The 15448-nt window shown below is 35.3% G+C and carries 14 protein-coding genes, 1 tRNA gene and 1 other RNA gene; 2 read left to right on the forward strand and 14 right to left on the reverse strand.

The genetic code is table 11. The features are described 5' to 3' along the window. From A9G30_RS07800 to A9G30_RS07855, 13 genes are all read right to left on the reverse strand, one after another. On the reverse strand, positions 1 to 1009 hold a 1009-nt coding region (locus tag A9G30_RS07800; protein WP_141672039.1), incomplete at its 3' end, for a DEAD/DEAH box helicase. Between the two features lie 354 nt (positions 1010 to 1363). After that, positions 1364 to 2218: a lipoprotein NlpI gene (nlpI, locus tag A9G30_RS07805; RefSeq protein WP_065567221.1), complete on the reverse strand. Its 855-nt coding sequence runs from the start codon at positions 2216 to 2218 to the stop codon at positions 1364 to 1366. A 26-nt stretch (positions 2219 to 2244) separates the two neighbouring features. After that, positions 2245 to 4359 carry a polyribonucleotide nucleotidyltransferase gene (gene pnp, locus A9G30_RS07810; protein ID WP_065588589.1) on the reverse strand — a complete coding sequence of 705 codons (2115 nt, stop codon included), beginning with the start codon at positions 4357 to 4359 and terminating at the stop codon, positions 2245 to 2247. A 313-nt stretch (positions 4360 to 4672) separates the two neighbouring features. After that, positions 4673 to 4942 (reverse strand): 30S ribosomal protein S15, encoded by a 270-nt coding sequence (gene rpsO, locus A9G30_RS07815; RefSeq protein WP_065567223.1) that lies wholly within the window; start codon positions 4940 to 4942, stop codon positions 4673 to 4675. 162 nt (positions 4943 to 5104) lie between these two features. Then, positions 5105 to 6028 (reverse strand): LysR family transcriptional regulator, encoded by a 924-nt coding sequence (locus A9G30_RS07820; RefSeq protein WP_065567224.1) that lies wholly within the window; start codon positions 6026 to 6028, stop codon positions 5105 to 5107. A 257-nt stretch (positions 6029 to 6285) separates the two neighbouring features. Further along, on the reverse strand, positions 6286 to 7056 hold the full coding sequence (locus tag A9G30_RS07825; protein ID WP_065588590.1) for a TSUP family transporter: 771 nt from the start codon (positions 7054 to 7056) through the stop codon (positions 6286 to 6288). Beyond that, on the reverse strand, positions 7053 to 8126 hold the full coding sequence (aroC, locus tag A9G30_RS07830; protein ID WP_065588591.1) for a chorismate synthase: 1074 nt from the start codon (positions 8124 to 8126) through the stop codon (positions 7053 to 7055). Before aroC ends, A9G30_RS07825 begins: the two co-directional genes overlap by 4 nt. A 30-nt stretch (positions 8127 to 8156) precedes the next feature. Then, a complete protein-coding gene (prmB, locus tag A9G30_RS07835) occupies positions 8157 to 9050 on the reverse strand; it encodes a 50S ribosomal protein L3 N(5)-glutamine methyltransferase (protein ID WP_065588592.1) in 894 nt (297 codons plus the stop codon). A gap of 146 nt (positions 9051 to 9196) precedes the next feature. Then, positions 9197 to 9284 (reverse strand) — tRNA-Ser (locus A9G30_RS07840). Between the two features lie 73 nt (positions 9285 to 9357). After that, entirely contained in the window at positions 9358 to 9447 is a 90-nt protein-coding gene (gene cydH / locus A9G30_RS13635; RefSeq protein WP_141672040.1) for a cytochrome bd-I oxidase subunit CydH, read from the reverse strand. A 25-nt stretch (positions 9448 to 9472) separates the two neighbouring features. Continuing rightward, positions 9473 to 11554, reverse strand: coding sequence for a carboxy terminal-processing peptidase (gene prc / locus A9G30_RS07845; protein ID WP_065588593.1), 2082 nt, complete (start codon positions 11552 to 11554; stop codon positions 9473 to 9475). A 9-nt stretch (positions 11555 to 11563) separates the two neighbouring features. Continuing rightward, positions 11564 to 12112, reverse strand: coding sequence for an RNA chaperone ProQ (gene proQ / locus A9G30_RS07850; RefSeq protein WP_065588594.1), 549 nt, complete (start codon positions 12110 to 12112; stop codon positions 11564 to 11566). A gap of 68 nt (positions 12113 to 12180) precedes the next feature. Continuing rightward, positions 12181 to 12537: a DNA-binding protein gene (locus tag A9G30_RS07855; RefSeq protein WP_065567230.1), complete on the reverse strand. Its 357-nt coding sequence runs from the start codon at positions 12535 to 12537 to the stop codon at positions 12181 to 12183. A 178-nt stretch (positions 12538 to 12715) separates the two neighbouring features. On the opposite strand from A9G30_RS07855, the gene A9G30_RS07860 reads away from it, so the two are divergent. Together A9G30_RS07860 and bamE are read left to right on the forward strand one after the other, a co-directional pair. After that, a complete protein-coding gene (locus tag A9G30_RS07860; protein WP_065567231.1) occupies positions 12716 to 12979 on the forward strand; it encodes a helix-turn-helix domain-containing protein in 264 nt (87 codons plus the stop codon). A 228-nt stretch (positions 12980 to 13207) separates the two neighbouring features. Then, positions 13208 to 13570 carry an outer membrane protein assembly factor BamE domain-containing protein gene (gene bamE, locus A9G30_RS07865; protein ID WP_065588595.1) on the forward strand — a complete coding sequence of 121 codons (363 nt, stop codon included), beginning with the start codon at positions 13208 to 13210 and terminating at the stop codon, positions 13568 to 13570. 1317 nt (positions 13571 to 14887) lie between these two features. Here bamE and ssrA read toward each other — a convergent pair. Next, positions 14888 to 15252, reverse strand: a transfer-messenger RNA (tmRNA) gene (gene ssrA / locus A9G30_RS07870). Positions 15253 to 15448: the final 196 nt, after the last annotated feature.

Raw genomic sequence — 15448 nt, forward strand, 5'->3', positions numbered from 1 at the left:
GACCTGTTCGTCCAATACGGTGAACATAAGATTCAGAATCTAATGTGATATCATAATTGATAACTAAACTAATACGCTCAACATCTAGCCCACGAGCAGCAACATCAGTTGCAATTAAAATATCAAGCCGACCGTTACGTAAGCGATCTAAGGTCTGTTCTCGTAATTGTTGTGTCATATCGCCATTTAAAGCAGAGCAACTATAACCATTTTTTTCAAGTACATCAGCTACATCTAAAGTGGCTGATTTTGTTCGAACAAATATGATAGCGGCATCAAAATCTTCTGCTTCTAAGAAGCGAACAATCGCTTCGTTTTTACGCATACCACGAACAAGCCAATAACTTTGATCAATATCAGGTGCTGTTTGATTAGTCCCTTTAATTTGAACTTCCTTTGGATTATGCATAAATCGTTTAGTAATACGACGAATTGGTGCTGGCATTGTTGCCGAAAATAATGCTGTTTGATGATCTTCTGGGATCGTTGCCATGATGCTTTCTACATCATCAATAAATCCCATTCTTAGCATTTCATCTGCTTCATCAAGTACTAAACCTTTTAGATTGGAAAGATCCAATGTTTTGCGATTTAAATGATCGAGTAAACGTCCTGGTGTGCCAACCACAATTTGTGGACCTTGTTTTAAGGCACGTAACTGGACGTCGTAGCGTTGCCCACCATATAAAGCAAGAACTTTTACTCCTTTCATATATTTTGAATATTCAGAGCAAGCATCAGCAACTTGTATCGCTAATTCTCGTGTTGGTGCTAAAACTAAAAGTTGTGGTGCTTTTAAATTTGCATCAATATTCATTAAAAAAGGAATTGAAAACGCAGCTGTTTTACCACTACCTGTTTGTGCCATACCCAATACATCATTACCATCTAATAATAGAGGAATACACTCAGATTGGATAGGTGATGGTTTGCTAAAACCAAGATCATTTAAGGCGTTAAGGATATCCTCGGATAAACCAAGGTCAATAAAAGAAACTTCTTTTGTCATGTAAACTCGCTTATAAATTTTGAATATATAAACTTGTTTATTTCGTTGGCAAAGATATTAATATTTATGAATAAACATCAATAGTTAACTATCTTATTTTGCCAAGCAAATAAACAAAGCAAATATAAATTTATGCCAGCTCACTAAATTGAAAATTTACAACTAACCCCAATAACTAACTGCCGATATTGACTTAACAACGATTCGATATAAAACAAAATAGATTTAAAACTAATTAACGTTTATATAATCGAAAATAAAGCTAACAGCATTATTCAATGTTAAGAATATATTACTGGCAAATCAGAATACGCTATAACGACATTTTCACTTTTAAAACTGGCATGACCCTTGTTACTTTTCTTCAAGTAACTTCATTTCATAGAGTGCCTGTTGATGTTCAACATAATTATAAATATTATTTGCTAAAGCATATTTAAATAACATTTTGGCACGCTCGTCGTCACCTTTACTTTGGTAATACTTACCTAAGTAAAAGTAGGCTTCACAAAGGCGTTCGGCTAACTGCCGATTACTCTCAACGCCTTCTTGAAGGTTTTGCATTAATTTAGGCTCACTTATTTTTCCTAAATAAAATGCAATAATACTACCACTGTAACTCGTTTTATCATTAATCAGCTCATAACGTTTTTGTAGCTCATTTTGCGCAGACTTATTGTCTGTTTCCTTTTCGATCAAATAAAGCCATAAAATCCTGATAGGTTCATTCACATCATATTGATAAAACTGCAATGCATCACGTTCTGCTGCTTGGTAATGCCCAGTGCGATACAAGGTAATTGCCCGATTTAAATAGGCATAAGCATAAGTAGGATCAAGCTCTAATGTAGTATTAAAGGACGTTAAAGCCTCATCAAAATTACCTTCTCGCAGAGCATAAGTTCCCAAAAAATTATAAACATCAGGAATTCCAGGGTTAAAATTTAACAAATAAGAAAAATCACTTTGTGCAAAAGCTTTAAACCCTAATGAATCGTAAACAATTCCACGCTGAAAAATGAGCTGCATACGCGTTGCAGTGTCAATATTTTTTTGAGATAGCTGTTGGCTGATCTGAGCAATTTTTAACTCATCATCATAAGAAACTTGCTCAGGAACAGCCAGCAAGAGCTGAGAGTTAGTACAACCCGATAAAAGAATAACAGCCAGTAAAAAGCAGTATACAGTCCTCAGGTTGAATAATCTCACTTTTATCCCCCTAGTGAATAATATGTTTATTCTGCAGTCGGAGCTATTTCTACCGCTGGCTCAACAGCATCTTTCATACTCAGACGGATTCTACCTTGGCGATCAATTTCAAGCACTTTGACATTGACTTCTTGGCCTACTTTTAGATAATCAGCCACTTTTTCGACTCGATGATCAGCTATTTGGGAAACGTGGACTAGCCCTTCCTTTCCACCGATAACAGAGACAAAAGCACCAAAGTCAACAATTCTAGTTACTTTTCCTGTATAAATTTTACCTATTTCAACATCAGCAACCAAGTTAGTAATGCGAGCCATAGCATCTTTAGCTTTATTTCCATCAGAGGCTGCAATCTTAACGGTACCATCATCTGCAATTTCAATGGTTGTACCTGTCTCTTCGGTTAAGGCACGAATTGTTGCACCACCTTTACCAATAATATCGCGGATCTTATCTGGATTAACATTCATCGTATAAATACGAGGAGCAAATTCAGAAATCTCTTGACGAGGTTGGTTAATTGCTTGCTCCATCACACCTAAAATATGCAAACGAGCACCTTTAGCTTGATTTAATGCAACTTGCATAATTTCTTTAGTGATACCTTCAATCTTGATATCCATTTGAAGCGCACTTACACCGTCACGGGTACCGGCTACTTTAAAATCCATATCACCAAGATGATCTTCATCACCTAAAATATCAGATAACACAACAAACTGATCGCCTTCTTTCACTAGCCCCATTGCAATACCAGCAACAGAAGACTTAATTGGCACACCGGCATCCATAAGCGCAAGCGAAGCGCCACAAACCGAAGCCATTGAAGACGAACCATTTGACTCAGTGATTTCAGAAACCACACGCACAGTGTATGGGAATTCTTCCTTACTTGGCATTACCGCAGCAACACCACGTTTAGCTAAACGACCATGACCGATTTCTCGACGTTTTGGAGAGCCGACCATACCTGTTTCACCAACAGAATATGGAGGAAAGTTATAATGAAGTAAGAAGCGCTCAGTATATTCGCCTGTTAACTCATCTATGATTTGTGCATCGCGTTCAGTACCTAAAGTCGCCGTAACTAATGCTTGCGTTTCGCCACGCGTAAACAATGCGCTACCATGTGTTCTTGGTAAAACATTAGTACGAATATCAAGCGCACGAATCATATCTTTTTCACGACCATCAATACGTGGCTCACCGGCAATCACACGTTGACGAACAATTTGGCTTTCTAAATCGACAATAATATTAATCGCTTCGTTTTCATCGAGCTCTTCATTTTGTTCTTTTAACGTAGCTAACACTTCTTCTTTGATTAAATCAATTTGTGCATAACGCGCTTGTTTTTCGGTAATACGATAAGCTTCACCTAAACGCTCTTTAGCTAGCTCAACAATCGCATTATATAATGCTTCGTTTTTAGCTGGTGCTACCCAATCCCATTTTTCGCAATTGGCTTTTTTTACAAATTCATTAATATTGTCAATAACAACTTGTTGTTGTTCATGACCAAATACCACCGCTGCTAACATTTGATCTTCAGTAAGTAAATCAGCTTCAGATTCAACCATTAAGACTGCACTTTTAGTTCCAGCAACCACTAAATCTAAACGACTTTTAGCCAATTCTTTTACAGATGGATTTAAGACAAATTCATCATTAATAAAGCCTACACGCGCAGCACCAATAGGACCATGGAATGGCACACCTGATAAGCAAAGCGCAGCAGAAGCACCAATCATAGCAACTAAGTCTGGGCTCACATCAGGATTTACTGAAACCACGGTCGCAATAATTTGGATTTCATTAACAAACCCTTCAGGGAATAATGGGCGAAGTGGACGGTCAATCAAACGTGCAATTAAGGTTTCACCTTCACTTGGACGACCTTCTCGTTTAAAAAAACCACCAGGAATACGCCCAGCTGCATAGGTACGTTCTTGGTAATTAACTGTTAGTGGGAAGAAGTCTTGACCTTCTTTCACTTTTTTATTGGCAACAACGGTAACAAATACGGCGGTATCATCCATATTCACCATAACAGCTGCCGTTGCTTGACGAGCCATAATACCAGTTTCTAAAGTTACTGTATGACGGCCATATTGAAATTTTTGAGAAGTCGGGTTAAACAAAATAATGTCCTCTTGTTATTTATTATGTTGAAGTTTGATATTTCGACTGGGAGTAACATTACACTACTCTTATTGATATTCTCTTCAACGATGTGGGGGATACTTTCAACAAAAAGATTATTTCACTGTCACGACTAATGACAAATCTATAAGTTATAAAGCTCTCATTAGTCGCGCGAAACATGAGACACAATCTTCACTTTGTTGAATTACATAAAATGTTAATTTTTATTTTCGTGCTCTACATTATATCAGAACGCTGTTTTTTCACAACGAAAAAGAGGCCTAAGCCTCTTTTCAAGTAGATTATGAATTAGCGACGTAAACCTAGTTTCTTAATCAATTGACTATAACGTTCAATATCTTTACGACGTAAATAATCTAATAATTTACGACGACTAGACACCATACGTAATAAACCACGACGACTATGATGATCTTTCTTGTGCTCAGAAAAATGACCTTGTAAATCATTGATACGTGCAGTCAAAAGAGCAACTTGAACTTCAGTTGAACCAGTGTCGTTAGTTCCTCGCCCATATTCGGCAACGATTTTCGCTTTAGCTTCTACAGTTAGAGACATAACAAACCTCTTAAAATCAAAATAAAATACGGAATGACCGATCTCTAATTCAGACATTCCTCGATATTCATATAGTAGCTATATTAGTAGCTATATGAATTACGCGCAATTATACTAGAATTTATTAAAATAGCAATTCGATTTATTCTTAATTTAACAACCTTATTTCAACTTAAAACCATATTCTTCTTGAATGAGTTTTTTAAGCGCTTCAATATAATTTTGCGCTGATATACTTAATTGCGCTTTTTGTGAGGTGATCCAGCCAATTAGGATTTTTTCTTCTACATCTAACGGTATTGATAAAATATCAGATCCATTTAAATCGGTACTTAACACCCCAGTGCTAATAGTATAACCATTAAGTCCATGCAATAGATTAAACAAAGTTGCCCTATCACTCACATGAATACTTTTTTTATGGTAAACCGTACTTAAAATCTCTTCTGAAAAATAAAATGAGTTATACTCACCTTGCTCAAAAGAGAGGTAAGGGTAATCTTCTAAATCATCTAACGTTAATGATTTCATTTCAGCTAATGGATGGTGAGTACTGATAAATACATGAGGATGCGCTTCGAAAAGTGGATAAAATGTTAATCGATGCTCTTTTAGTAAACGTAAAATGACCTTTTGATTGAAATCCGTTAGGTATAAAATGCCAACTTCACTGCGCAAATTGGCAACATCGGTGATAATATCATGGGTTTTTGTTTCTCTTAAAGTAAACTCGTACTCATCAGTATGGTTTTTTTTAATTAAATTAACAAAAGCATTCACCGCAAACGCATAATGCTGAGTAGATATGCTACATAATTGCTTAGAAGGCTCTTTTTTGGAATAGTGTTGTTCTAATAACTCGGCTTGATCTAATACTTGCTTAGCATATCCTAAAAACTCAACGCCATCTGGCGACAAAGAAACACCTTTAGAGCTACGCACAAAAATTTCAATGCCAAATTCAGTTTCTAAATCTTTCACTGCCGTTGATAAACTTGGCTGAGTAATATACAGATTCTTAGCCGCTTCATTAATTGAACCCGAACGAGCAATTTCTAAAATATAGCGTAATTGTTGAAGTTTCATAATGTTAGTTAACAGTGTTATCACAAACTATCTTAATTAATACAAATATATACTAAATAATATTTAAGTGAAGTGAATAATTGTTTCCACTTTTATACTGAAACATATAATTTTCTAAAATTTTTTAACAATAGCTCACTTGCGATTAGTCGAGAAAAATGAAAAGAGATGCGACTGACTGAACGATAAAATCGCTTTAGTTATATTAGCCAAAGCCACTAACGCACAATTAATATTAAAATAGAGCAAAGCGCTAATTATTTAACTGGAAATAAATTAAAAAAATTTTCATAAATCAATTTGATACTCATAAGAGTTGAAACGGTAATTAGCATGGGCCTGATTAATTTGCGACCTTTGGTAAGAGCCATCTTAGCGCCAATTCTAGCACCTATAAATTGACCGACTAGCATTACAAGCCCAAGCGACCATACCACTTCGCCACCGACAATAAAAAATAGCAAGCCAGCTAAATTTGAGGTAAAGTTTAGCACTTTGGTATGCGCGGTTGCTTTGGTTAAATTAAAGCCTGCCAATGTAATATAGGCTAAAGCATAAAACGAACCAGCACCAGGTCCAAAAAAACCATCATAAAACCCAATACCCAAAGCAGGAACAAAAGCAAATTGGATAAGTGTAAGTTGGCTTTTTCGATCGTTTTCACCAATGGTTGGAGATAGTAAAAAATAAAGCCCAACTCCGATGGTTAAAATAGGCAATAATAGTTTCAAAAAATCAACTTGGACATGCATCACTGATAATGAACCCATTGCAGAGCCAATAAAAGCAAAAGCAATTGCCCATTTTTGTTGTGTTAGATCCACCATGCGCTGACGAATAAAATATAAGCTAGCCGAAAATGATCCCCCACAACTTTGTAATTTATTTGTAGCCAATGCACTTGCAGGCGGTAAGCCAACTGCTAGTAAAGCTGGCACAGTTAATAAACCACCACCACCCGCAATTGAATCAATAAATCCCGCTAAAGTAGCAATGACAAACAGTAAGATAAGTAATTCATAGCTCATAGCTGATTTACATCGCTACATTGAGCTCGGTAACGTAAATAATGATCCATTAGCACAATAGCAACCATTGCTTCAGCTATGGGTACTGCACGTATTCCCACACAAGGATCATGTCGTCCATGGGTTGAAACTTCAACTTGTTCACCATAAATATTGATTGATTGACCAGCAATTTCAATACTTGGCGTCGGCTTTAAGGCTATACTTGCTAATATCGTTTGCCCTGAACTAATCCCCCCTAAAATACCGCCAGCATGGTTAGATAAAAAACCTTGCTTGGTTATTTCATCTCGATTTTCACTGCCTCGTTTATTAACAACTGCATAACCATCACCAATTTCAACGCCCTTCACTGCATTAATACTCATTAACGCATGTGCAAGTTCAGCATCTAATTTGTCAAATACGGGTTCACCAAGTCCTACTGGAGCATTTTCGGCAACAATACAAACTTTAGCGCCAATTGAGTCGCCTTCTTTTTTTAGCGCTCTAAGTAACTGATCAAGTTCTTTTAATTTACTTTCATCAGCGCAAAAAAATGGGTTTTGTTCAACTTGTTGCCAATCTTTTAATTCGCATTTTACATCGCCCATTTGAGCTAAATAACCACGAATAGTTACGCCAAGCTTTTCTTGTAGATACTTTTTAGCAATAGCGCCTGCAGCAACCCGCATGGCTGTTTCACGGGCAGAAGAGCGACCTCCACCACGATAATCGCGTATACCATATTTATTTTGATAGGTATAGTCAGCATGACTTGGTCTAAATACATCTTTTATTTTGCTATAATCTTGGGAGCGTTGATCAGTATTTTCAATAAGCAAACCAATACTTGTGCCTGTTGTAACACCCTCAAACACGCCTGATAAAATCTTGACTTGATCTGCTTCACGGCGTTGAGTGGTATAACGAGATGAGCCAGGTCGACGACGGTCAAGATCATATTGCATATCCGATTCAGTTAAAGCAAGTCCAGGAGGAACACCGTCAACAACGCATCCTAATGCGATGCCATGCGATTCTCCAAATGTGGTCACTTTAAATAATTTTCCAATTGAGTTTCCTGCCATAATAAATTTATTCCAATTATTAAAAACAGCTTATTTAAAACAGTAATGGTATTGAACCAGCGCTTCACGTGTGATTGAAAATACGCCCAGTCCACCATGCTTAGTTTCAATCCAATTAAAAGGTACATTGGGGTATTGTTGCTGTAGGCTAACCCAACTATTACCAACTTCACAGACTAATACACCCTCAGGTGTTAAATAATCTATCGCATCTCGTAAAATTCTTTTTACAAGATCTAAGCCATCAACGCCTGCCTCTAATGCTAATTTAGGTTCATATAAAAATTCGTCAGGCAAATCACTCATATCTTCACTATCAACGTAAGGTGGATTTGTGACAATTAGGTCATATTGTTTTACAGGCACATCATTAAATAGATCTGACAAAATAGGCGTAACTCGAAAATCCATTTCGTGCATTTCAATATTTGTTTGTGCAATATCTAATGCTTCTAATGAAATATCGGTGATATCAACTTGAGCATCGGTAAACTCATAAGCACAAGCAATGCCAATACAACCACTGCCCGCGCATAAATCTAAGATATTTTTAGGTTCAGCGGATATTATCTGTTTAAAATGGTTATCAATTAATTCACCAATAGGAGAACGAGGAATTAATACCCGTTCATCAACATAAAAAGCGTGCCCACAAAACCAAGCTTGATTAGTTAAATAAGGCGTTGGCACACGATCTTTAATGCGTTTATGAATAATCTCCAACAGTTGATTTTTTTCTTCATCGGTCAGATTTGCGGAATAAAATTCTGCAGGGACAAATAACGATAATCCTAATGTTGCCAAAATTAATTGTTTAGACTCATCAATAGGATTATCCGTACCGTGCCCTAAAAAGACATCTGATAGGCTAAGTTGTGATGCCGTCCAGCGTATAAAATCCTGAACTGTGCGTAAATTTTCCATAGTAGCTCCAAATAATCTAGGAGAGGAAGGTATTATTTGTTATTGTAGCTAGCGACCCTCAATAAAGAGAATTTGTTAAAGCAAACTTAACGATTACTTCTAACAATAATGTTGAACTAAGTGTTCTATTCTTCAATAACAAAATATGGCGGTGAGGAAGGGATTCGAACCCTTGATACGTTGCCGTATACACACTTTCCAGGCGTGCTCCTTCAACCACTCGGACACCTCACCTAACTGTTAGAGCCAGCTTTTTTTAAAGCAGGCTGCATACTATAATAATCACAAGATAATTAATCAAGCTTTTTTAATTCATACAAACAATAATACCAAATGTCGCTAGTACAGCTAGTATGCCAACTGTTGTGATCAATGCATATTTTAAATTTAAGCACATTATTATTACCTCCACTTATTTATTATTAGTTAGCCTTTTCGATCGGTGAATCAAACGAAATAATTTCGTTAATAGATTTATTGCTTTCAATTTTCGGATATTTAGGCACAAAATCAAGCAGTATCTCGATAGATTCATCTAAGTAAGCATCAGGTTGTTTATAATCTTTGGGTAAATCGTCTAATTTATTAATTGATGGTAAACCGGCCTTCTTTAAACGCTCATTCATTCTTTTCAAATCGCGTTCATCATTTGTTTTTTGTTCTGCTTCTCGTTTATTTTTATTAAGCGAAACAATATATTGGCGATCTTTTTGATCATTGAACCTTTTAATATCTTCATCAATATAAATAAATTCAGGATTTTTTGAAATTCTAGCCAAGTGCAATGATTCAAGCTCAGGTAACAGTAACTTGATATTGGCAAGAGTCAAATAATTAGCTGACGGTATTTTATCCCAAGGTAACGCATTATCTAAGAATCGTTCACCTGTCTTATCAGCATACTTCATTTTATTCATTTCAATATCTGGTTCAACACCTTTTAATTGAGTGCTTCCACCATTAATACGATAAAACTTCTGAATAGTGTATTGAGCTCCTCCCAATTCAGGCCAATTCGGGTGTAATCTCGCATCAACTGGATAAGAAATGTTACGAGATGTTTGTACAGTTCCTTTCCCATAAGTTGTTTCGCCAACAATTAATGCACGTCCATAATCTTGCATAGCTGCAGAAAATATCTCTGAAGCAGATGCACTATAGCGATTAATCATGACAACAAGCGGCCCACTATACTCAATGCCTTTATTCTTGTCATCGTAAGTGATGACTTTTTGTAAATTATCACGAACCTGAACAACTGGTCCCCTATCAATAAATAAACCAGTCAAATTAATAACTTCGGTTAATGAACCGCCGCCATTATCACGTAAATCAATGACTAGACCTTGCAAATTTTCTTTATTTGCTTTCGATAAAAGAGATTCCACTTTTTCGGTTAATCCCATGTAGAAACTCGGTATTTCAATAACCCCTACTTTACCGCGCTGATTATCAATGATCTTCAATTTCGCTTCACGATCTTCAAAATGAATTTTATCACGAGTAAGCTCAATGACTTTGGCCTTACTATTGTTACCTGCTGGTAAAATTTCTAACTTAACTATAGTCCCTTTTGGTCCACGAATTTTATCGACAATATCATCTAAACGCCAACCAATAACATCTTCTATTGCAGAACGGCTTTGACCTACACCAATAATTTTATCGCCTACAGAAAGTAGCTTACTTTTTTCTGCAGGTCCACCTGTTACAAAAGACATAATTACTGTATAGTCATCTTGCTGGCTTAACGTTGCGCCAATACCTTCAAATGATAAACTCATTTCAGAGTCAAAATCTCGTTTTTTACGCGGTGCCAAGTAGCTAGTATGGGGATCGATTTCTCTTGCAAATGCATTCATAAAAATCTGAAAAGCATCTTCATTATTTGATTGAACTATCGTCTTTAAAACACGATTATAACGTTTAGTCAAAACTTCGCGGATCTCTTTCTCATTTTTTCCTGATAAGGATAAACTTAATTCGTCATATTTAACACGCTTATTCCAATAAGTATTAAGTTCAGCTTCAGAAGTTGGCCAAGCAATGTCTTCACGATTAAAATCAACTTCATCATTGGTAGAAAAATCCATTGGGCGTTGTAAAACTTCAAGTGCATATTGATAACGGCTATAACGTTTTTGTAAAAAAAGATTATAAATGTCATAAGCTGTTTTTAAATTGCCATCAATTAATTCTTGCCCTAAAGATTCTTGCCTATTTCGAAAGCTATCAACATCGCTTTGTATAAATATAAACTTATTGCCATCTAATAATTTAAAATAGCGGTCAAAAATCTGAGCAGAAAAAGCACCATCTAAAGCAAAATTACGATAATGTGATTGAGTAAAAAAATTAGTTACACGTTTAGCAACAACTTGGTGGATCTCATCTTGCTTCAAAACTGGAATTTGCTCTTTATTTTGTGGTTTTGCCTGAACATTTTGACCAGCAACACTCAAAATAAGACCAAGAGCAATGATACCTTTCAGTAATTTATTCATTCAAATTCTCTACTTATTGATAATATGTTCAGGTTTAACCGTTAATTCCATACCTGCCCCAATCTTTACTTTAATCTGCTCTTTTTCAATATTAATTATTTGCGCTTTTATAGGTTTTTTACCTATTAAAACTCTAATAAAATCACCATTTTTTAGAATTTTAGTTTTTTTAGAGGGAGCACGAGTAGTTTTACGTTTTTCTTTTGCTTGTTCTTTAAAACGCTCTTTAGCCTTTTCCTTACTCTCTTTCAACTGTTGTTGAGCATGTTCCATCTGTTCTTGGTTAATCGCCTCACTTGGGTTTCCATCTAAATCAACGCGATTAACCCCTTCTTTTATACTGTATAAGTAACGCCAACTCATTGTGTATGCTCTCAGTGCAGCACGTAACTTAGTTTTACTTAGCGCTTCATTCTCGTTTAAACGAGAAAGTATATCTTGAAAAATTCCAATCTTTAATGGTTTTGCTTCACCTTCAAGGGTAAAACAATTAGGAAATTGTTGAGATAAATAAACAATAATTTCTTTACTATTTGTTAATTGAAACTGACTTTCCATTGGTTATTCCATAGCAATTAAATTGAACTCTACATAGGTTAAAGTATATCGCAGCTTACACAATAACACTAATTATCTTTTTTCTGTTTGTTAATAAAAGTAATAAATTCTTTAATACCATTTCGCATCAACCATGAAGCAACAATAGATTGCTCATCAACGGATAACTGTTCAAACGCAGTCATCCATAGTTGTAAAGGCTCGATCGGCGAAACGACATAACTAGCACTTTCTTCCTCAATATATAACGCTTTTTTAACATTAAGCGGTAAACTACCTATATGATATTCTACAGCCTTACCGCGAACACCAACTCTTTTTCGGGCTGTCCAATTTTCAGCTCTCGCTTTTCGATTAACCCCTTGTATCGTTGATGGCATCCCTGCAATATTTGATAGCTCTTTTGATGAGAACCACTCTTTCATTTTTACTATCCCACTTTAACAAAATAAGAAAAAGTTATAGAAATTAAAGAAACTTTGATACAATAAATAAGAAATAAAAAATTATTATTAGCTAAAGTCCAATTATAAACTTACACGTTTTAGTAACTTAAGAGCATAACATAGATATACAAGGTTATAAACTAAGAGGAAATAAAAAATGAAAATAAAGTCTAATGATTGGCATCCTGCAGACATTATTGCCGCCCTAAAAAAGAAAGGTACAACACTTGCAAATCTATCACGCCAATCCGGTTTAAGCTCATCAACGCTTAGCAATGCATTAGTTCGTCCATGGACAAAAGGGGAGGTTATTATTGCTAAAGAATTAAATTTAGAACCTCACCAAATTTGGCCTAGCCGTTATATCGATCGAAAAACTAAGCAGCCAATAAAGCGAGTGTTGCGACAGAGCAAGGAATAAACTTTCAACTAAGCCATAATAAAAAAATGAACACAAAAAACACTATTAAGAAAATATGGAAACATAAAGAAACAAAATAACTGTTTCCATATTTTTATTATTAACAGCCTATTCTAATTAACTATTACCTTATTTTGCCAATAATAAACAACACAATCTCATCTTGAACGTTGCCCAACATGTGCTATTATTGGCAAACATCAAAGAATTAACTTTAAACAACGATACATGAAAAATTTAAAAAAGTTTCTTATTGCATTCTTATCTATCATAATTTTATCAAGTTGCTCAAAAAAGAATTTTTTAGAACAAGGAACCCCATTAAATAAAGAAAAAGTGAGCAAAATAGTCGAAGGTTCAACAACGGAATCACAAATGATTAAACTATTTGGTGAGCCAACAATTCGAAAAGAGATTAATTCAAATGAAATACAATGGACATATCAATATGTCAAAAAAAGTTCAACTAGTCATATGTTTATCGGTGAAACCCAATACAATATTGTTGAAGGAACTCTTGATGTTATCGTGTCAAAAGGCTTAGTCATTTGGTTTAATTATAATGAAGAACACAAACAGAAAAAATGGTAATTAAAGGACAATCCAATCCTAGATTTAGCCCTATAAATAATTTTGTGTATTTGCTTACTTTTAATACCTTGTAATATAAAATAAAATGGGAATTATCGCAGCAAGGCGGTTTATACCCTACTCGCCCTGAATTTAGCAGCGAAAAAGGAAGCATTAGGTTTATATTTGTCTGAAAACGAAATGGTGCATCTTTAGTTATCTATTTTGGCCGATTTGCAAAACAAATGAAAATAGCTTGCTCAAGCAGTGGTATTTGAGGTGGCAAATGCAAGAAAATACGGGCAATACTAACCCAAAATTTGAATTTAGCATTGTCACAGTTGATGATATTTTTCTCTAATCGTCTTGATAAGGTGCTCTCTTTGTGAATTAAACTGACACAGAATTATGAACAATCTCCACTCCTTCTATTGATTGCCAATGCAAAAAACATCATATTGATTTAATCATTTTCAGCGTAAATCTCTATAATCAACTGTTATTTAACTTAGTCTTCCTGTAGCATGCTCCTCACCAAAACTTGAGATAGATTTTTAGTCAAAGAATGAATATCATCACCCACCATTACAAAAAAACTTAAATAAAATCAATTGGTTTTCTGACTAATTTTTATCATACCGATTTACCATTCTTACTGTCTCATCACAGCCTTAGTCCATGATATCATGGACTAAACTTGGCGCGCTTAAACATGCATTAAATAAAGCATAATCCACCGCCTATTGTTTGAACACTATACTAAATTTTTACTTATATTGATTTAACATAGATATTGATCAGATAATATGCAGCATATAACCATAAGGATAAGTAATGCAGGTATTTATCAGCAAATGCGGAGGTATAAATCATATTGAATGCTTATTCGTTTTCTTGCTGAAAATTCAATATTGTTAGGTTTAAGCGACCGTACCACGACTGAGGTTTATCTTTGAACCTCACTTACTGTAATGAAGCCTAAGGATAACTTCCACAGCTAATTAATGCGCCTTTTCTGGTATACACATGTGTATAATTATAAACGCCTGATTTTAGAATTATTCAATTTAACCAAGATATGTATACTACCAACATCAAATAAAGAGTAATTTTTATCTCTTGGCTTGACAGCTTTTATTTGAGTGTCTGTTAATGGATGTGTTTTTCTTACCATAATTATTTTAGGTATACGAGATATATTGCATCCGTATACCTAAAAATTTGGGTTGTGAATGTACATTACTGATACTTGCAGGATAATAAAATTGATTTTAAGACCTGTTGTTACTAGGTTTGGCAGGCTTTAAGCGCTTTAAAGAATGTTACTGTTTATTGAATTGGTGGAGCTGGCGGGAGTTGAACCCGCGTCCGAAATTTCTACATCCTTGGTACTACATGCGTAGTTTGTTTTTAAATTTCATCAACCCGCTGCGAACAAACACGCTACTGATTGACTAGCTTGATTAAGTTTAATGCTTCCGCCCCAAGCAAGGCTTCCACACGATCTCGTTTAGGTTTGACTCCTCTTGATCCCCGTCCTACGAGCGGAGGCTAGGGAGAGAAGGCTCTATGCAGGTTATTAAGCTGCTAGTGCGTAGTTTTCGTCGTTTGCGACTATTTTTTTGCGGTTTATTTACGAGGCCTACCGCACCTCGGCATGCACCTTGGGTTTCGCAAATCCCGTCGAATCCAGAATCAGCCCCAAATGTGGTTAGTACAAATATAATATCTAGGCATTATAGGCGAATTCAAGTACGAATACAAGTTAGCTTGCTTTTAGGTTAATTTTGCGTTGCTGTATATCGTTATTTCTATAATTATATTAAGCATTTGTAGCATTCTTTTATAAAAAATCTTCAGGGAAATAGATGTTTTAGTATAAGAATAAATTTTATGAAC

It is taken from the genome of Gilliamella sp. Fer4-1 (assembly GCF_001690515.1).
Classification (GTDB): Bacteria; Pseudomonadota; Gammaproteobacteria; order Enterobacterales; family Orbaceae; genus Gilliamella; species Gilliamella apicola_C.